Source organism: Xenorhabdus sp. PB62.4 (assembly GCF_014467285.1).
In the GTDB taxonomy this organism is placed as follows: domain Bacteria; phylum Pseudomonadota; class Gammaproteobacteria; order Enterobacterales; family Enterobacteriaceae; genus Xenorhabdus.
The window spans coordinates 26332-43316 of record NZ_NKHR01000025.1 but is presented as its reverse complement, the minus strand read 5'-3'; the positions used below and the strand labels follow the sequence as shown (position 1 = coordinate 43316).

At 42.2% G+C, this 16985-nt stretch carries 18 protein-coding genes; 6 read left to right on the top strand and 12 right to left on the bottom strand.

The window, feature by feature from the left end; genetic code table 11:
• Positions 1-111: 111 nt before the first annotated feature.
• The 4 genes from Xenpb_RS16340 to Xenpb_RS16325 form a co-directional block, all read right to left on the bottom strand.
• Positions 112-309 carry a DNA translocase FtsK gene (locus Xenpb_RS16340; protein ID WP_187655289.1) on the bottom strand — a complete coding sequence of 66 codons (198 nt, stop codon included), beginning with the start codon at positions 307-309 and terminating at the stop codon, positions 112-114.
• A 145-nt stretch (positions 310-454) separates the two neighbouring features.
• On the bottom strand, positions 455-697 hold the full coding sequence (locus tag Xenpb_RS16335) for a hypothetical protein (protein ID WP_187655288.1): 243 nt from the start codon (positions 695-697) through the stop codon (positions 455-457).
• 14 nt (positions 698-711) lie between these two features.
• Positions 712-870 carry a hypothetical protein gene (locus tag Xenpb_RS16330; protein WP_187655287.1) on the bottom strand — a complete coding sequence of 53 codons (159 nt, stop codon included), beginning with the start codon at positions 868-870 and terminating at the stop codon, positions 712-714.
• Between the two features lie 27 nt (positions 871-897).
• Positions 898-1179, bottom strand: a complete 282-nt coding sequence (locus Xenpb_RS16325; RefSeq protein WP_187655286.1) for an Arc family DNA-binding protein — start codon at positions 1177-1179, stop codon at positions 898-900.
• 115 nt (positions 1180-1294) lie between these two features.
• Here Xenpb_RS16325 and Xenpb_RS16320 point away from each other — a divergent pair, with 115 nt between their 5' ends.
• On the top strand, positions 1295-1480 hold the full coding sequence (locus Xenpb_RS16320; protein ID WP_255523168.1) for a transposase: 186 nt from the start codon (positions 1295-1297) through the stop codon (positions 1478-1480).
• Between the two features lie 132 nt (positions 1481-1612).
• Here Xenpb_RS16320 and Xenpb_RS16315 read toward each other — a convergent pair whose 3' ends face one another.
• Positions 1613-2236, bottom strand: coding sequence for a TfoX/Sxy family DNA transformation protein (locus tag Xenpb_RS16315; protein ID WP_187655285.1), 624 nt, complete (start codon positions 2234-2236; stop codon positions 1613-1615).
• A 240-nt stretch (positions 2237-2476) separates the two neighbouring features.
• On the opposite strand from Xenpb_RS16315, the gene sulA reads away from it, so the two are divergent.
• Both sulA and ompA read left to right on the top strand, forming a co-directional pair.
• Positions 2477-3049 (top strand): SOS-induced cell division inhibitor SulA, encoded by a 573-nt coding sequence (gene sulA / locus Xenpb_RS16310; protein WP_187655284.1) that lies wholly within the window; start codon positions 2477-2479, stop codon positions 3047-3049.
• Positions 3050-3403: 354 nt separating this feature from the next.
• Positions 3404-4516, top strand: coding sequence for a porin OmpA (gene ompA, locus Xenpb_RS16305; RefSeq protein WP_187655283.1), 1113 nt, complete (start codon positions 3404-3406; stop codon positions 4514-4516).
• A gap of 108 nt (positions 4517-4624) precedes the next feature.
• On the opposite strand, the gene matP is transcribed toward ompA, so the two are convergent.
• Positions 4625-5074, bottom strand: a complete 450-nt coding sequence (matP, locus tag Xenpb_RS16300) for a macrodomain Ter protein MatP (protein WP_187655282.1) — start codon at positions 5072-5074, stop codon at positions 4625-4627.
• A gap of 202 nt (positions 5075-5276) precedes the next feature.
• On the opposite strand from matP, the gene Xenpb_RS16295 reads away from it, so the two are divergent.
• Both Xenpb_RS16295 and fabA read left to right on the top strand, forming a co-directional pair.
• On the top strand, positions 5277-7007 hold the full coding sequence (locus Xenpb_RS16295) for a Lon protease family protein (protein ID WP_187655281.1): 1731 nt from the start codon (positions 5277-5279) through the stop codon (positions 7005-7007).
• Between the two features lie 86 nt (positions 7008-7093).
• Positions 7094-7612, top strand: a complete 519-nt coding sequence (gene fabA, locus Xenpb_RS16290) for a bifunctional 3-hydroxydecanoyl-ACP dehydratase/trans-2-decenoyl-ACP isomerase (RefSeq protein ID WP_099114300.1) — start codon at positions 7094-7096, stop codon at positions 7610-7612.
• 98 nt (positions 7613-7710) lie between these two features.
• On the opposite strand, the gene rmf is transcribed toward fabA, so the two are convergent.
• The 6 genes from rmf to rlmKL all read right to left on the bottom strand — a co-directional run bounded on the left by rmf (position 7711) and on the right by rlmKL (position 15644).
• Positions 7711-7869, bottom strand: a complete 159-nt coding sequence (gene rmf / locus Xenpb_RS16285; protein WP_099114301.1) for a ribosome modulation factor — start codon at positions 7867-7869, stop codon at positions 7711-7713.
• Between the two features lie 135 nt (positions 7870-8004).
• Positions 8005-8610, bottom strand: a complete 606-nt coding sequence (gene pqiC, locus Xenpb_RS16280; RefSeq protein WP_187655292.1) for a membrane integrity-associated transporter subunit PqiC — start codon at positions 8608-8610, stop codon at positions 8005-8007.
• A 32-nt stretch (positions 8611-8642) separates the two neighbouring features.
• On the bottom strand, positions 8643-10307 hold the full coding sequence (gene pqiB, locus Xenpb_RS16275; RefSeq protein WP_187655280.1) for an intermembrane transport protein PqiB: 1665 nt from the start codon (positions 10305-10307) through the stop codon (positions 8643-8645).
• Entirely contained in the window at positions 10294-11562 is a 1269-nt protein-coding gene (pqiA, locus tag Xenpb_RS16270) for a membrane integrity-associated transporter subunit PqiA (protein ID WP_187655279.1), read from the bottom strand. Before pqiA ends, pqiB begins: the two co-directional genes overlap by 14 nt.
• A 49-nt stretch (positions 11563-11611) precedes the next feature.
• Positions 11612-13522, bottom strand: coding sequence for an ABC transporter ATP-binding protein (locus tag Xenpb_RS16265; protein ID WP_187655278.1), 1911 nt, complete (start codon positions 13520-13522; stop codon positions 11612-11614).
• Positions 13523-13526: 4 nt separating this feature from the next.
• Positions 13527-15644: a bifunctional 23S rRNA (guanine(2069)-N(7))-methyltransferase RlmK/23S rRNA (guanine(2445)-N(2))-methyltransferase RlmL gene (gene rlmKL / locus Xenpb_RS16260; RefSeq protein WP_187655277.1), complete on the bottom strand. Its 2118-nt coding sequence runs from the start codon at positions 15642-15644 to the stop codon at positions 13527-13529.
• Between the two features lie 118 nt (positions 15645-15762).
• Here rlmKL and Xenpb_RS16255 point away from each other — a divergent pair, with 118 nt between their 5' ends.
• Entirely contained in the window at positions 15763-16875 is a 1113-nt protein-coding gene (locus tag Xenpb_RS16255) for a YcbX family protein (RefSeq protein WP_187655276.1), read from the top strand.
• Positions 16876-16985: the final 110 nt, after the last annotated feature.

Genomic DNA, 16985 nt, shown 5'->3' with positions numbered 1-16985 from the left:
AGTTGTTGCAATGTAATTCGTTCAGGCTCAGAAAGTGTTATCTTCGATTTCATAAGAACAGGTGGAAAATCGGGTTATCGGGTTATTGATTATAACAGTAATGCAGATAATTTATCTTATTAACTTACCATCATAATCACTGCCTGATATAACCCCAGTCAGCTCCAACTCATTGATTAACCTGTTTGCTCTTTGCCATTCAATATCTAATTCTCTTTGTATTTCTTCTATTGATGCGTAGTCTTTTCTAATCACAAAGTCAACAGCCTGCCAATATAATGGGTCTAGACCCAGAGATTTGGATTTCATAACCATCCTCAACAACGTCCAATTTTCCTTAAGGATGTTAGCAAAGAAATATCAAAAGCCTCACTCCAGAGGCATGATTTGTGATCTGTATTGCAAGGTCATTTGTGGCCAACTTAAATTAAATGAAGATTCTGAAAATAGCTGGTCATTTTCTATGATCACTATATAATTTTTTAATCCCTTTCATACCTTCATTAAAAGCATTAGTGGCTAATATAGTTAATTTTTGACAACTGTAATCATCCATGTGGCGAAGGCAATTAAATGATGGTTGAATCTCTTTTTCCTTATCGTTTATTGCAACTAATTTAGCTGAGCCACCTAAAAACCTATCACCAGATGGAGAATACGTTGAGATATAAATGTTAGATACCGTGTCAACACGCACTCTTGTGATTAACTCTAGTTTGGCACATTACCCCACATGGCGCTACATTCAGAATCGCTAGAGCAGCGCTGATTTTCTACAGTTACTTTAGGTAGCGGTTCTTTTTCCTTAGATTGACCGGCACACCCATTCAGCACCACAACTGCCAACAATCCAACAATTAACTTCTTCATCCCAAACCCTCATTTAGTTACTTTGCCTTATGTTAACCAATCAGCACCGCAAAGTTGAGCAACTAGGTCTTTATTTAAGCAATTCTTTGTCAGTCCTATTTCTTTTTCCAAAACTGTCACTCTATTAGTGACATCTGTAACACTAACATCTAAGTTAACTTCATTTTTACTCACCCAAGCCTCAATAGCAGCTACCATCTCTTGATTAGATGATCTGCCATTGACCTCTGCGAGCTTAGTTACCTTATCTCTTAGTTCAACAGGCAGGCGTAGATTAACCTGTGGATTCTTATATTTTCTTTCTGACATACCTACTCCTAATATTTTAGTACAAATTAAGTAGGTATCTATTGACTATCAATGCGTAAGATATTATTTATATTAACTATTTTTTCATTTCAGTCATATTTTTATCATATTGACCTTGTATATAGTTAAATGCCTCTATCTTCCCGCCTACAGCCCAGAGCTGAACCTGATTGAAATCGTCTGGAAACAAGCCAAATATCACTGGCGACGTTTTATCACCTGGACTCAAGATACCATGGAGTATGAGCTAAATACGTTATTGGAAGGTTATAGCGATCAATTTGCAATTAATTTTTCTTGAGTACTTAAATAATTCATTGGGTGATTTTGAACGAAGCCCGGTTATATTAAGTCATACAATTCGAGCTATGACAGAAAAACTATCTATTACTGAAAAATAGGGGCATTGCCCCTATCCATCAAATATCTCTCATTACGAATGATAGTCCGAATTTTGGTGGAGCCATTCATCGTGCCAACTGATTAATTCATCACGTAATTGCTCCGGTAACACCGCGACATGGCATCCCTCTATTGCACCAGCCAAAGCAAGCAACAAACTAACATTTGTTTTTTTCCTGTGCTGTTGTAGTTTGAGATAAGTTGCTTTGGCTCCCAGCATTTTCAAATCTTCTACTTTAGAGATGCCCACTTTCCATAGCTGTCTTTCTAAAGCAATCCCTAAATTGGGGAGATCTTTAAGCCTGAGAGGCATTTTCTGCCTATCAACAATTTCTTCCATAGTATATTGGTAGGCTAATTGCATATATTCAAACAACTGATTTTTATCTTGCCAAAGTGATTCATTAACGCGGTAATACCGCAAGGTCACAGGTATCCCCCTTTTTGAATAAATAAATTTTTCCATGCCCCTAGCCTGAAATAACACTTCAGCACGGCTACTTCCTCGTAGATAAAGTTCCCCCTCAGAGCTGATAGCAAATAAAACACCGTCAATTAACAACCCAATGCCACCAAATTGAGATTTCTTCTTAAGCTTTCCCAATAAAGATACGCCGTATTGTAATTGGGTAAAACGCGGTTCGGATAAAAACATTTTTATCACTCCATGAATCACATTCCAACATAATGTTTAACCATGCCTGCTATTAATAAAATAGATAACAAGAACAATTAATTAAAACCATACGCAATCTGTTTCCAACTGCCAACCGTTAAGTCGGAAAAATCCGAATTTCTGTGAATTTTTGCGAAGCGCTTTGAAAAAAAGAGACTTGCTTTTAATCAAATAGCGTTATACTGTATAAATATACAGTTCATTATGGCGAGGAACATTATGGGCATTCAATCATCGTGGAGATATCCCACTGAGCATAAAACGGTAACTGCTGACACGGCAGATAACGCACATAAAACAGACAAAAAAATGGTTGGGATGACCGTGAAAAGACTGTCTTTTATAGAATCACTCCAATGCGCTTCATCAACTGTAAAAGGTATGGTCAGTGAATTGGTCTACAACGAGCACCAACCAACGATTAATCACATTCTGCTTCCTTTATTACGTCAGTCCGGAAATGAAAATCGATGGTTACTTTGGGTAACGCCCAACAAGAGGTTAAGCCGCCAATGGTTGATAAGCTCTGGGCTTCCTTTAAATAAAGTCGTCCAACTAAACCAGATCCGTCCCATTGCTTCAATCAGTGCCATGGAAAAGGCTTTAGCAAGCGGTAATTACAGCATTGTATTGGGTTGGTTGCCTGACTTGTCTGAATATGAAGTGAACAGATTACAATTGGCAGCGCAAAGAGGCACCGCGCTCGGTTTTATTATGCGGCCACAAAACTTAACTCATCAATTAGTTTCATCATCAAATAGGTTACATATTCACTCTATTTACTATCACTAACAAAATTTAGGAATTATCCCAATATTTTTTATAAAAAATAAGCTACTAATTGATAATCAGCTTCCTTTACAATAAAAATCAACATATTGATATGGTCAATATTGTAAATATTTGTCAGAAATATTTTTTATTTGTATAACGCTAATTAAAAATTTTGTGCCACTAGTCACAGTGTACTTGTAACTTTTTAAGTTCGTTGTAGACTTTACACAGTTTAGGTTTGTGCTTACCACTCTTATATTTCAGGAAATATCTCCTGACAGGAGCACAGTTACCTAATCGAACATTTTAACCAATGGCTAATAATAAGGCTTTTAAGGCCAATTGCCTATTTGGATGATAACGAGGCGTAAAATGAAAAAGACAGCTATCGCAGTAGCAGTGGCAGTGGCAGCTTTCGCAACTGCTGCTCAAGCAGCTCCAAAGGATAATACTTGGTATACCGGTGCTAAGCTGGGCTGGTCTCAATACCATGATGTAAATTTCTATGGTAATGACTATGATAATCGAATTGGCAACGGCCCAACTCGCAAAAGTCAACTAGGCGCAGGTGCCTATGTCGGTTATCAGGCAAATCCATATCTGGGCTTTGAGCTGGGTTATGATTGGTTAGGTCGCATGGGTTATAAAGGCAGCGTTAATAACGGTGCTTTCCGCGCTCAGGGTGTTCAACTGACAACAAAATTGAGCTACCCAGTGATGGACAATCTTGACGTCTATACACGCCTGGGTGGTATGGTATGGCGTGCAGACTCTTCTGCAACTTACAACGCCAATGCTGCATCTCCTAAACAAGTAAATAAGAAAGACCATGATACGGGTGTTTCTCCTTTGGCTGCGATTGGTGTTGAATACGCATTGACCAAAAACCTGGCAACCCGTCTGGATTACCAGTGGACCAATAACATCGGTGATGCAACCACCGTTGGTGCTCGTCCAGATAACGGCCTGCTGAGCGTTGGCATTTCTTACCGCTTCGGTCAAGATGAAGCTGTCGCTCCGGTTGTTGCACCAGCAGCTCCGGCTCCGGTCGTTCCAGCACCCATTGTTGAAAACAAGAGCTTTACTCTGCGCTCTGACGTTCTGTTCAACTTCAACAAATCAACGCTGAAAGAAGAAGGTAAACAAGAGCTGGATAACCTCTACAACCAACTGGCTAAAATCGACCCGAATCAGGGGAACGTTGTAGTAATGGGTTACACTGACCGCATCGGTAGCCAGAATTACAACCTGCCATTGTCCCAAAAACGCGCTCAATCTGTTGTAGATTATCTGGTTGCTAAAGGCATCCCAGCAAACAGCATTCAGGCAGAAGGCCGCGGTAAGGAAAGCCCTGTCACTGGCTCTACCTGTGACAACATCAAAGTTCGCGCTAAACTTATCGACTGTCTGGCTCCAGATCGCCGTGTAATTATCAATATTCAGGGCACTAAAGAAGTTGTTACTCAACCAAAAGTAGCACAGTAATCTTGTTCTGATAGATTGATCAACAAAACCCTATTTCAGATGGGGTTTTGTTTTTTCTGCCCATATTTTCTTTTCTGTGCGTAGATTGAGTTTGTGAGTAAGTTGAGACTATTTTCTCAATATAGCTTCTAAATCCTGCTTCAAACTCGACATCTGGTGCGTATATTTTTCTCTATATTCAGCATCTTCCAGCAACTGTATTATCGTTTCCGATAAAGTATTGCCCCGACGTCGAGAGAGAGCAGAAAGTCGCTGCCAAACATGGAAGTCCAGATCGATGGATTTTTTGCGTGAATGCTGGTGTTCTGCATTAAAATGGCGTTTACGCCGTGCCCGAATTGTTTGTTTCATCCGGTTAGATAAATCCGAATTCATGTGCAGCGAGATCCATTCCAACACCTTAATGGGTTCACGTTCCAGTTTCATCAATTCATTGACCGCATCCTGCGCTGCACTTTTTTCAATATATTTAGTAATCTGTTCGCCTTCACGGTGTTTTTTTGCCAAATATGCCCATTTCCAGCCACATTCCAGATTTTCCAATTGTTGATATTTCATTTCATCTCTCAGTGACAGCGTAACTTAAATTAAGCATAGCAATTATTTCTTTGAATTGCTCATAGCAACACAAGATATTGGCATATTTTACAAGCAAAATGTGTTGGCTCAAATGTCGTTTCTTTTAAGATTCTGGCATGTTGGTTCATTGTCTAATCTTGTATAATAAATGTTTCCCTTTTCACTATATGTAGCTACCACTTTGACGAATATAAAATTAGACTGGCAAGCATTACAGCCAAACAATGCGCCTTATCAAGCACTCTTTAATTCTGTCGCTGAACTGTCCCCCATCACAATGGATGAGGTTCAACCCAGACTACACAGTGGGTTAACTCTTTTTTGTCAGGCTAATCTGCGCCAACCTTTTATGCTGCTAAAGGCTGAAGAGAGTGATGCTTATCTGTCTCTTTTATCTCATACGATTTCCTCTTTACTACCGAAAGATCGTCCAAGTATTGGTGGCTATTATCAAATAGAACACCAAACCATTACTTGGCATGCGTCCGGGGAAGGTATGTTTGCTCCGACTGAGCGAGTTGCTTATCGTGAGTGGATTGAAGCAGAGCAATTATTTGGCAATATCTATACGCATCAAGGTGTGATTCAATTGCAGCCCGGGCTTATCCATCAAGTCAATGGTGGTATTCTGGTTTTGCCTCTTCGGACTCTGCTTTCTCAGCCATTAATGTGGGTTCGTCTCAAACAGATGATTACCCAACGCCGCTTTGACTGGCTGTCACAAGATGAAAACCGCTCCCTTCCCTTCCCTGTACCATCAATGGAGTTGAATCTGCGCCTGGTTTTAGTGGGAGACAGGTTAAGTCTTGAAGAACTACAATCCATTGAACCCGAACTGGCAAACAGCGCATTGTACGGTGAATTTGAGCCGGATATCCTCTTTCACGAAGAAGATGATCTGGCAGTGTGGTGCCGTCATGTTAATGGTGTTATTCAACAACAGGAACTGCCTCCACTGAGTGCCGATGCCTGGCCTGAACTGATCAAACAAGCGACCCGCTATACCGAAGATCAACTCTGTCTGCCTCTGGACATTCAGTGGTTGCAACAAAAATTGGAATCAGCAGCCAGCTACCAGCAAGAGAACCAGATCACCGAACGTTCCCTGCAACAGGCAGAAGAGAATCGTACTTGGCGCCATGGTTATTTATCCGAACGCTGTATGGATGAAATGCTGAAAGGCCAAGTTTTGATTCGCACACAGGGTTCAGTTATCGGCCAAATTAATGGGCTTTCAGTACTCGAATATCCAGGGCATCCTGACCCAATAGGAGAACCCTCCCGTATCAGTTGCGTTGCTCACTTAGGGGATGGTGAATTTATTGATGTGGAACGTAAAGTAGAATTAGGTGGCAATATTCATGCAAAAGGCATGATGATTATGCAAGCTTACTTAATTTCTGAGTTGAAGTTGGATCAACCACAACCATTCTCTGCTTCCATTGTATTCGAGCAATCCTACGGCGAAGTAGATGGTGACAGCGCATCACTGGCGGAATTATGTGCCCTAATCAGTGCGTTGTCACAACAGCCTATCGATCAGCAAATTGCGGTTACAGGTGCGGTAGACCAATTTGGTCACGTACAACCAATTGGTGGAGTCAATGAGAAAATTGAAGGATTTTTCCGCATATGTCACTACCGTGAACTCACCGGTTCTCAAGGCGTTATTATTCCAACAGCCAATGTGCAACACTTGTGTCTAAGTCAGGATGTCGTTAATGCGGTAAAAAATGGGCAGTTTCATATCTGGGCTGTAGAGCACGTCTCTGAGGCCGCATCGCTACTAACGGGTATTCCTTATTACGATCCACAAAAAGAACACTTGTTAGCTATGATATATGAACGTATCGCACAAGCTAATAATCAAGAGCGACCTCGGTTACCCTGGTTTCTACGTTGGTTAGGTTAATACTGCCATTAGCTGATCGGAGTTGTTCGGCGTACAAGTGTACGCTATTCTCTAGCCCTACATGATTAGTAAGGCTATCTGAGAATATGTTTAAACAACAAGAATCCTACACAAAAGAAGAACTTCAAGCCTCTGGACAAGGTAAATTGTTTGGTGAGAATGGACCACCACTGCCTTCTGGCAATATGTTGATGATGGATCGCATCACGAAAATGACAGAAAACGGTGGTATCTATGATAAAGGGTATGTCGAGGCTGAGTTCGATATCAACCCTGAGTTATGGTTTTTCGACTGCCATTTTGTCAATGATCCCGTGATGCCGGGCTGCCTTGGTCTTGATGCAATGTGGCAGCTTGTTGGCTTTTTTCTGGGCTGGATCGGCGGAGAAGGTAAAGGCCGAGCGCTTGGTGTGGGAGAAGTGAAATTCACAGGGCAGATATTACCGACAGCAAAAAAAGTGACTTATCGCATTAATTTCAAGCGAGTCATTAACCGCAAGTTAATTATGGGTCTGGCTGATGGTGAAGTCTTGGTAGATGGTAAACTGATTTATACTGCGACTGATTTGAAAGTAGGCTTGTTTAAAGATACCAGCGCCTTTTAATGATCCCGCTTTGGTGACTAACTTTTTTCTCCGATGCTGAACACCTCCGCCATTGCGGAGGTGCATTTCTCATTTAATACCAATAGATTTATTTGCCATCAAACGCGATCTTCTTTCGCCTGACGCCATCCCCCCAACCAATACGAACGAGCATCCAATGAATGATAAGGACAATTCTCCCGCGGTCGTCCCAAAATGCCAGCCTGATAGCCTCTGGAAAGCGCTCTTGCTAAACGGTCTCTTTTTTGTCTTTTCATGCCTTATTTCCTCATTTGTTACCATGAAGATGAAACGCCGATCGTTTTTATTCAATTGGTTCTAGTGATACCTTTATATAAAATGAATAGAAAGATATTCATAAATTATCATAATAAAATATTTGCACTACTCAGTTAACGTTGAGAGGCTATCTGCCTGGCAATGGATTTAGTCAACTGGTTGTAGCCTTTTGCTAATGTAAGAACTAATTCAGAATAACCATCTTTTTCCTGTTTCAATTCGAGATTAAATGGTCGTTTGGTTACATTATCCGGGTTAGACAATATCCAGTATCCCTCAATCAATACCCGCCCATCATATCGCCCATGAAAAGCAGTTATTGTGATATCTAACGCATCTGCATCTTTTTCCAGTTCTTGTCCAGAAACCAAACGATGTGGGAATGCCGCACTCAATTCAGAAATCAGAATGTGCTTTAACTGCTGTTGTAATGGGCTGGCCCACAAATGATTTGATGCGTTGATATAGCTAACCTCTCCGGTTTGATACGCAATTCCGGGTGCAGCAAGGTAGTCAGAAAGATTAACGTCTTTTATCCATAGTTGCCGTTCATGTTTAGCTCCCAACTTACTCTCCTGTGATGCTAAGTTTCCCGAAGAGGCTGGCTTTTCCGATGATGAATCAGCTAAAACGGGCAGTTGGTAATACGTTTTTTGTGGCTGACTGCCGCTGCATCCTGAAATAAACAGACTTCCAATAACAAAAACACTGACGGAGATAAAAAATGCCAATTTTGGAATCAATTTTTTCATTACTTAGGTGCCTTTTTAGGTTCAGGATCTTTTATCGCTTCCGCTTCAAATACCAACGCATTGCTCTTATTATTCAGTGTCTTCAAGACAGGCTGCAATTCACGCATTACTTGATCCAGCCGCTGCATATTGTCAACCAACTTGTTATAAGCCGGAGAGCCAGGCTGAATGCCCTGCATACTACGATTTAACTCATGCAACGTATTTTGGATATCTTTAGGAAGCCCCTGAGCTTCTTTACTCGCAAGAATGCGGTTTAATTCATCCATTGTTTTTTGCGCAGTTTTAATAGTCTTCTGGCTTTCTGCGAGTGTTCGCGTTGCCTGAATAAATACCGATTCAATCGGCATATTATTGATCTTATCCAGCGCCGTAATGACTTTTTGTTGAATTTGTGCCAAGCCGCCACTTACTGTAGGCAGAACGTCATAACCAGCGACTTTATGTGGATTTTCCCAGACTTTTTCATCAGGATAAAAATTCAGGTCAATAAACAGCGCTCCTGTCAATAAATTGCCCGATTTCAAGGAAGCTCTCAAACCTCGTTCAATAATTTCTTTCAGTTCCTTGTCTGTATCGAATCCATCTCCTAGCTCTTTCTTGAAACGTCCCGGCTCTATATGAATCAATACAGGAATTCGAAAATCACTATCGACACGCTGTTTAATACTCTCGGTATAAAAAGGAACTTTTACTACTGTTCCCACCCGGATACCACGAAACTCAACAGGCGCTCCCGACTGTAATCCACGCACTGAGTCAGAGAAAAATAACAAAAAGCCCTTATGCTCTGTATAAAGTGAGTTTTGGATATTTTTCTCATTGTCATAAAGTTTAAAGACTTCTTTTTCTTTGACAGGGTTGCCCAATCCCCAACCCGTCGGTACATCAAAACTGACACCACCGCCAAGCAGAGTTGATAATGAGGCAACGTCAACCCGTATACCTTGTGATGACATATCAAACGCTACGCCACTGTCTTTCCAAAACCTGACATTGGTTGTCAATAAACCGTCATAAGGTGCATTAACGAAAATTTGGTAGCGAACTAACCGAGATGCCGGATCAAAAGTACCAGCTTCAACTGAGCCTACACGATAACCCCTAAATAACACCGGATCACCGGGAGAGAGCCGCCCCGCTTTTTCACTTGTCAGTATAATACGAATCCCTTTTGCATCAGGGGAAGCAAGTGGCGGTGAATCAAGCAGTGAGAATTTTTTTTCCTCACCGCCTTGTGTACCAGGTTGTAATTCAATAAATACGCCTGACAGCAATGTACTCAGGCCAGAAACACCTTCACGCCCAATCTGAGGTTTTACAACCCAAAATGCAGTATCTTTGTGTAAAAGCCGCTCCATGCCATCATTCAAGCGAGCCTTAATGATCACCTGCCCCAAATTATCGCTTAGTGAAACTTTTTCAACGATACCAACGTCCACGCTGCGGCTTTTAATTTTCGTTTTTCCCGCCTCTATGCCTTCTGCGTTAGATGTAATCAAGATCACTTCAGGCCCTTGATGGCTGAAATGGTAAAACAATATCCAAGCACCGATAAGCACAGTGATAATTGGTACTATCCATACAGGTGACCAACTCTTGAGTTTGCTGATCCTGGCCTGAGCCAGATCTTCTTCTTTATCCGTCACCTTACGACTCCTCATTGTCATGTAAAGCAAATTTACTATTGGCTTTATCCCAAGTTAAACGTGGATCGAATGTCATTGACGCAAACATCGTCAGGATAACAACCAGAGCAAACAGCACTGCCCCTGTAGCAGGATAAATACTCATTAGCTGTCCCATGCGAACCAGCGCCGATAATACGGCAATAACGAATACATCAATCATGGACCAACGACCAACAAACTCCACCATTTCATAAATAAAATGCATTGTTTCAGAATCATGGCTACTTTGGCTCTTTGCATCCCAACATAACCAACTAATGGCCAGCATTTTCAATAAGGGCACCATGATGCTGGCAATAAAAATGACTAACGCAACAGGGTAAGAACCCGAACTCCAAAGTAAAATAATCCCTTCCAGAATGTTGGAGTTGATGTGGCTCCCCAATGCCTGAGTCACCATGATTGGCAGAACATTCGCCGGAATATAAAGTATGACTGATGTAATCAGTAACGCCATTGTGTACTGAAGGCTATGGTGGCGACGGGCATGCCCCTTTGTGTGGCAACGCGGGCATTCGGATTGCTGGGCAGGCAAAATAGCGGTACAACATTGACACAGCCTGACCCCTTGCACCAGGCCAGGTTTCCCAGCCTGTAAAGGTTGGCAAATTGCAGGAGCTGGTTCTATTTCATTCCAAAACCAATGCCTGTCAAGGCATTGAAAAGCCCTGACCTGAAACAGGCAAAAAAGGCAATAAGGCAGGAAACTCAAACCGATATTAACTTCACCATATGCCATGAGCTTAACAAAGCTCACCAGTACTCCCGCAAGGAAAATTTCTGCCATGCACCATGTTTTCATCTTAAACAGGATGCGTGCCAGTTCAATTTTCAAACGGCGCGCCATCCTGACGTGTTGGCATAAGAGAATAATGGCAACCATGCAGAATGCCGGCACAAGCTGAACAAAGATCAGGAAAAACACGGCCATGCTTGAATAGTCTTCACTATACATTACTTTGGGGATCTGAGTCAGTGTGATCTCACTGACAATCCCCGCGACACTCATGCTGACAAAAGGAAACAGGCATGCAAGAAAGAGCATCATTAATGCACTTATTGCATAACCTGTTGGCTGATTGCGTGGCTCTTTCCACTTTGCTGTCAGCAAAGTACTACATCGAGGGCAAACAGCCTTTTTTCCTTGTTCCAAATCAGGCACAGCCACCAGCATGTCACACTGGGGACAAAGAACCAGCTTGTCATACTGATGGTTATTGGAACACAAAGCATTTCTCCTTTAGCAAAGCCTACATGGTTTTTTTATGCAGCAGCTATCATCCATTTTTCATCATTTCTAATTCCTGCCAACGATCAAAAGCTTTTTCCAATTCCTGTTCTTTATTTGCCAATTCATTCAGAACATTTTGGGTAATTTCGTGTGATTGGTTGAAGAATTCAGCATCACTGACCTGAGATTGCAGTTTCTCTATTTCTTCTTCTAACTTTTCCAATAATGATGGTAGTTGTTCTAACTCACGCCGTAAATGGTAGCTTATCTTATTATTGGTCTTTTTCGAGGTATCTTTCGGTTTTACAACCTTAGTTTCAACACTGACCTTTTTCTCTGCGATCTGGCGCAAGGAAATACTCTGCTCTCGTTGTTGTTGAGCATCGTAATAACCTCCCACATAATTGTTGATTTCACCGTCACCTTCAAAAATCCAGCATTCAGTGACTGAGTTATCAACAAATTGACGATCATGGCTCACCAGAATCACTGTTCCGGTATAACCATCAACCAGTTCTTCGAGTAGTTCCAATGTTTCAACATCAAGGTCATTGGTCGGTTCATCAAGAATCAGTAAGTTGCTTGGTTTCAGGAAGAGACGTGCCAGCAACAGACGATTGCGTTCACCACCAGAAAGTGCTCGCACCGGCGTCATGGCTCGTTTGGGATGGAAAAGGAAATCCTGTAAATAGCCCAGTACATGGCGGGAGCGCCCGTTAACCATCACTTCCTGTTTACCTTCAGCAAGGTTATCCATGACGGTTTTATCAGGGTCCAACGCCGCACGATGCTGATCAAAGTAAGCGACTTCAAGTTTTGTACCGCAATGAATGCGCCCACTGTCTGCCGATAAATCGCCCAGCATCAGTTTCAATAGTGTTGTTTTACCGCAGCCGTTTGGCCCCACTAACGCAATCTTGTCGCCACGTTGAACCTGAGCCGAGAAATTTTTAACTAATGTTTTATCACCAATCTGGTAATTTACATTTTCCATTTCAAACACGATCTTACCGGAACGTGTCGCTTCTTCGACCTGCATTTTCGCCGCGCCCATAACATTGCGACGTTCAGAGCGCTCTACACGCAACGCTTTCAATGCTCTTACGCGGCCTTCATTACGGGTACGCCGTGCTTTAATTCCCTGACGGATCCAAACTTCTTCCTGCGCCAGTTTTTTGTCAAATTCGGCATTTTGTAATTCTTCAACCCGCAATGCCTCTTCTTTGCCTTCAAGGTACTTATCGTAGTTTCCTGGCCATGATGTCAATTTTCCACGATCCAGATCGATAATGCGTGTCGCCATGTTGCGAATGAATGACCGATCATGGGAAATGAAAACAAGACTTCCGTTGAAATCTTTCAGGAAATTTTCCAACCATTCGATCGTGTCAATATCAAGGTGGTTGGTCGGTTCATCCAAAAATAACACTCTTGGCGAACAAACCAGCGCCCTGCCCAATGCAGCCTTACGCAACCAACCACCGGACAGTGAAGATAATTTCGCGTCTGCGGGTAAGGACAATTGTTTCAATACATCACTAATCCGGCTATCCAGTGACCAAAGGCCCTGAATATCCAGCACTTCCTGTAATTCTGCAAGGCGATTGAGATTCTTTTCACTCGGATCGGTTTCCACCAAGCGTGAAGCATGGTGGAATGCTTTAATATATTCAGCCTGCTCTTTTACCCCTTCGGCAACAAAATCAAATACCGTGCCTTCTACATCACGGGGCGGGTCTTGCTGTAAGCGGGCAACAATCAAATCCTGCTCATAAATAACCAGTCCGTCATCCAAAGGCTGCTCTTTCGCCAGCACGCGTAACAGTGTCGATTTTCCCGCACCATTACGCCCGACCAGACACACTCTTTCATTTTCTTCTATATGCAGTTCAGCATTATCCAACAACGGTGCATCACTAAAAGACAACCAAGCACCGGATAAACTAATCAATGACATAATATTATTTTTCCTCGCCAGCGTGGCGTAGTAACCAGCAATTATGAATCTGGCGGTTACGGGCAAAATCCTGAGATAATGTTTTTTCTGTTATTTCGTCTGCAACCAACCCTAATTTCTCCAATTCGGCAAAATCCATTTTGAATCCCCGTTTATTATTAGAAAACATCAAAGTCCCACCACGACGTAACAGGCGTTTTAATTGCTTCATTAATGCGATGTGATCACGCTGTACATCAAAAGTGTCTTCCATTCGTTTGGAGTTGGAGAATGTTGGAGGATCAATAAAGATCAAATCGAATTGTTCACGCGTTTGTGCCAACCATCCCAGACAATCAGCCTGAATTAAACGATGCTGACGTCCAGTTAAGCCATTTGCCTGTAAATTTTTCTCTGCCCATTCAAGATAAGTACGGGACATATCTACGGTGGTTGTCGAGCGAGCTCCACCCAATCCTGCGTGAACCGTCGCCGAACCGGTATAAGCAAATAAATTGAGAAAATCTTTACCCTGGCTTATTTCCCCTAATTTTTGGCGGGCAATGCGGTGATCAAGGAATAAGCCCGTATCCAGATAATCGGTCAAGTTAACCCAGAATTTTGCCCCATATTCATTAACCAAAAAGAACTCTTTCTTTTCAGCCATTTTTTCATATTGGCTATTGCCTTTCTGACGTTGACGAGTTTTCAGGATTAGCTGGCTGGATGACAGGCCAAGCACATTCATTGTTGCACTGATGACATCAAATAAACGTTGGCGCGCTTTATTTGCATCCACAGATTTCGGGGGTGCATATTCTTGAACAATGACTTTATCCGCATAGCGATCAACTGCAACATTGTATTCCGGTAAGTCGGCATCATATAACCGATAGCAATCAATCCCTTGCTGTTTGGCCCATTTACTGAGTTTTTTCTCATTTTTACGCAAACGGTTTGCGTAATCCTCAGCAATACTAACATCCAAAGATTGTGGTTTATCTGACAATTGATAATTCTTCTGGATACAATCCAGCGGGCCATTTTTCGCCTTGAACTCTCGTTCTGCACGTAATTGCAAGCAGCTCAACAGTTCCGGCGAGGCGCTGAATAGTGATAAGCGCCAGCCGGGGAAGCGGCTTTTCATTACGCGGCCAAATACACTATGCAGTGCAATCAACGCAGGCTCACTTTCAAGGCGTTCACCATAAGGCGGGTTGCTCAGTATCGTTCCCGTAACCCCTTCCGGTAATGGATTTTCCAGCTTGCTGGCATCACCCTGCTGGAACTGGATCAGTTGGGATACTCCTGCCCTACGTGCATTTGAACGAGCCATATCCATCACACGGCGATCAATATCTGTTCCGAAAAAGCGGGAAGTGGTTTCCTGTAATCCTTTACGGAAACGTACTTGTGCTTCTGTGGTCACTTCACGCCAGATAGTTTCATCGAATTTCAGCCATGAAGTGAATCCCCAATATTTGCGATGCAAACCTGGTGCACAATCTGCCGCCATCATAGCGGCTTCTATTAACAATGTGCCTGAACCACACATTGGATCAATCATTGGCGTTCCTACATTCCAGCCAGAACGCAAAATAATTGCTGCCGCAAGGTTTTCTTTCAGTGGCGCTTGCCCTGCCAGATCACGATAACCACGGATATGCAAACTGTCTCCACTTAGGTCAAGTGAAACCGTCGCTTTTTCTTTATTCAGGAAGACATGGACACGGACATCAGGTTGTTGTTTTGCAACATCAGGACGCTGCTTTATTTTACGTACAAAACTGTCAACAATGGCATCTTTGACTTTCAATGCGCCATATTGTGTATTTCTGATTTCTTCATTCGTGCCGCTGAAATGCACGGAAAACGTGCTATCGACCGAGAAAATTTCACTCCAATCAATGGATTGGACACCAAGGTACAGATCTAAGTCACTATAAACCTTGAACTCATTAAGCGGCATCATGATGCGAGATGCCAGCCTGCTCCACAGCAAGCTTTTATACATCACCCGATCATCACCCTGAAAATGAACCCCGCCTTGGGCAATCTTGCAGGATTGCGCTCCCAGCATTTCCAGTTCGTTTTTTAACAGTTCTTCCAGTCCACGTGCCGTGCTGGCAAAGAGAGAGTTCATTTTATTAATCACCACAAAAGTTCAATACAAAAAATTGTGGCACATTATAGCCAATACCGACGACATGTCATAAAGTTGCTTATTCGATAAAAAAATAAAAATGCTCTGGAGATAATGGATGATAACTTTGTCGCGCCTCTATACTTATCCCGTCAAGTCTATGCGTGGATTGCAACTTTCACATTCCCTCGTCAATGAAAGTGGCCTTACGTTTGATCGCAACTTTATGATAACCACAACAGACGGTACTTTTATTACTGGCCGCCAATATCCACAACTGTTGCTGTTTACGCCAACGATGCTCCATAACGGTCTTTATCTACAGGCACCAAACGGAGAAAGTTCAACTGTACTTTATACTGATTTTAAAGAAGAGCATTTACCTACCGAAGTTTGGGGGACTCATTTTACTGCTTTAGTTGCCCCAGATCTGATCAACACTTGGTTAAGTGGTTTTTTTGATACCCCTGTGCAACTCCGCTGGCTAAGTGAGGAACTCACCCGCAGGGTCAAGAAATTCCCGGATATTTCTTTATCATTCGCGGATGGTTACCCCTATTTAATTATCAATGAAGCCTCTTTTCACGCTTTACAACAACGCTGTCCCGCAAGTATTAAAATAGAGCAGTTTCGTGCCAATATGATTGTCACAGGTGCTGCGCCCTTTGAAGAAGATAGCTGGAAAGTCATCCAAATTGGCGATGTCATTTTCGACCTTCCCAAGCCGTGCAGCCGTTGTATTTTGACAACGGTCAGCCCTGAAAAAGGTCGTAAAAATCCTAAAGGCGAGCCACTAGCGACATTACAGTCTTTTAGAACTGCCAAAGAAAATGGAGCTGTCGATTTTGGGCAGAATGCTATTGCCCGTAATAGTGGCATTATTCGCGTCGGCGATTGTGTCACCATTTTAGAAAAGAAAACGCCGCGTGAATATGGCGGCGGTGAGCAAGCGAATGATTTAAATATACAGAAAATTGCTGAGCAATCTATTTCTATTGAATTCAATGGGCAGCGTTTTATTGGAAACAATCAACAAATAATTCTAGAGCAGCTCGAAAACCAAGGTATCAGAGTTCCTTATTCATGTCGTGCCGGTATTTGTGGTTCCTGTAAGCTATCCCTGCTTGAAGGGGATGTACAGCCATTAAAATCAACATCCATCAAAGACAATGGAAAAATTCTGGCATGTAGTTGTATTCCCAAAAGTGATTTAGTGATTGAATTAAACTAATCATTAATAATATATAGTGATAATATCTGAATCAGGCAGTATGAATAAAATCATCTGTCTGATTTTTTATCCCTATCTTGCTAATTTTAATTATATTTTTATTTTAAAAC

Bases quoted from the DNA above. Each gene is read 5' to 3' on its own strand.
- Xenpb_RS16340 (WP_187655289.1), bottom strand. From the start codon at position 309: ATGAAATCCAAATCTCTGGGTCTAGACCCATTATATTGGCAGGCTGTT.
- Xenpb_RS16330 (WP_187655287.1), bottom strand. From the start codon at position 870: ATGAAGAAGTTAATTGTTGGATTGTTGGCAGTTGTGGTGCTGAATGGG.
- Xenpb_RS16325 (WP_187655286.1), bottom strand. From the start codon at position 1,179: ATGTCAGAAAGAAAATATAAGAATCCACAGGTTAATCTACGCCTGCCT.
- Xenpb_RS16315 (WP_187655285.1), bottom strand. From the start codon at position 2,236: ATGTTTTTATCCGAACCGCGTTTTACCCAATTACAATACGGCGTATCT.
- sulA (WP_187655284.1), top strand. From the start codon at position 2,477: ATGGGCATTCAATCATCGTGGAGATATCCCACTGAGCATAAAACGGTA.
- ompA (WP_187655283.1), top strand. From the start codon at position 3,404: ATGAAAAAGACAGCTATCGCAGTAGCAGTGGCAGTGGCAGCTTTCGCA.
- matP (WP_187655282.1), bottom strand. From the start codon at position 5,074: ATGAAATATCAACAATTGGAAAATCTGGAATGTGGCTGGAAATGGGCA.
- fabA (WP_099114300.1), top strand. From the start codon at position 7,094: ATGTTTAAACAACAAGAATCCTACACAAAAGAAGAACTTCAAGCCTCT.
- rmf (WP_099114301.1), bottom strand. From the start codon at position 7,869: ATGAAAAGACAAAAAAGAGACCGTTTAGCAAGAGCGCTTTCCAGAGGC.
- pqiB (WP_187655280.1), bottom strand. From the start codon at position 10,307: ATGAGGAGTCGTAAGGTGACGGATAAAGAAGAAGATCTGGCTCAGGCC.
- Xenpb_RS16265 (WP_187655278.1), bottom strand. From the start codon at position 13,522: ATGTCATTGATTAGTTTATCCGGTGCTTGGTTGTCTTTTAGTGATGCA.
- rlmKL (WP_187655277.1), bottom strand. From the start codon at position 15,644: ATGAACTCTCTCTTTGCCAGCACGGCACGTGGACTGGAAGAACTGTTA.
- Xenpb_RS16255 (WP_187655276.1), top strand. From the start codon at position 15,763: ATGATAACTTTGTCGCGCCTCTATACTTATCCCGTCAAGTCTATGCGT.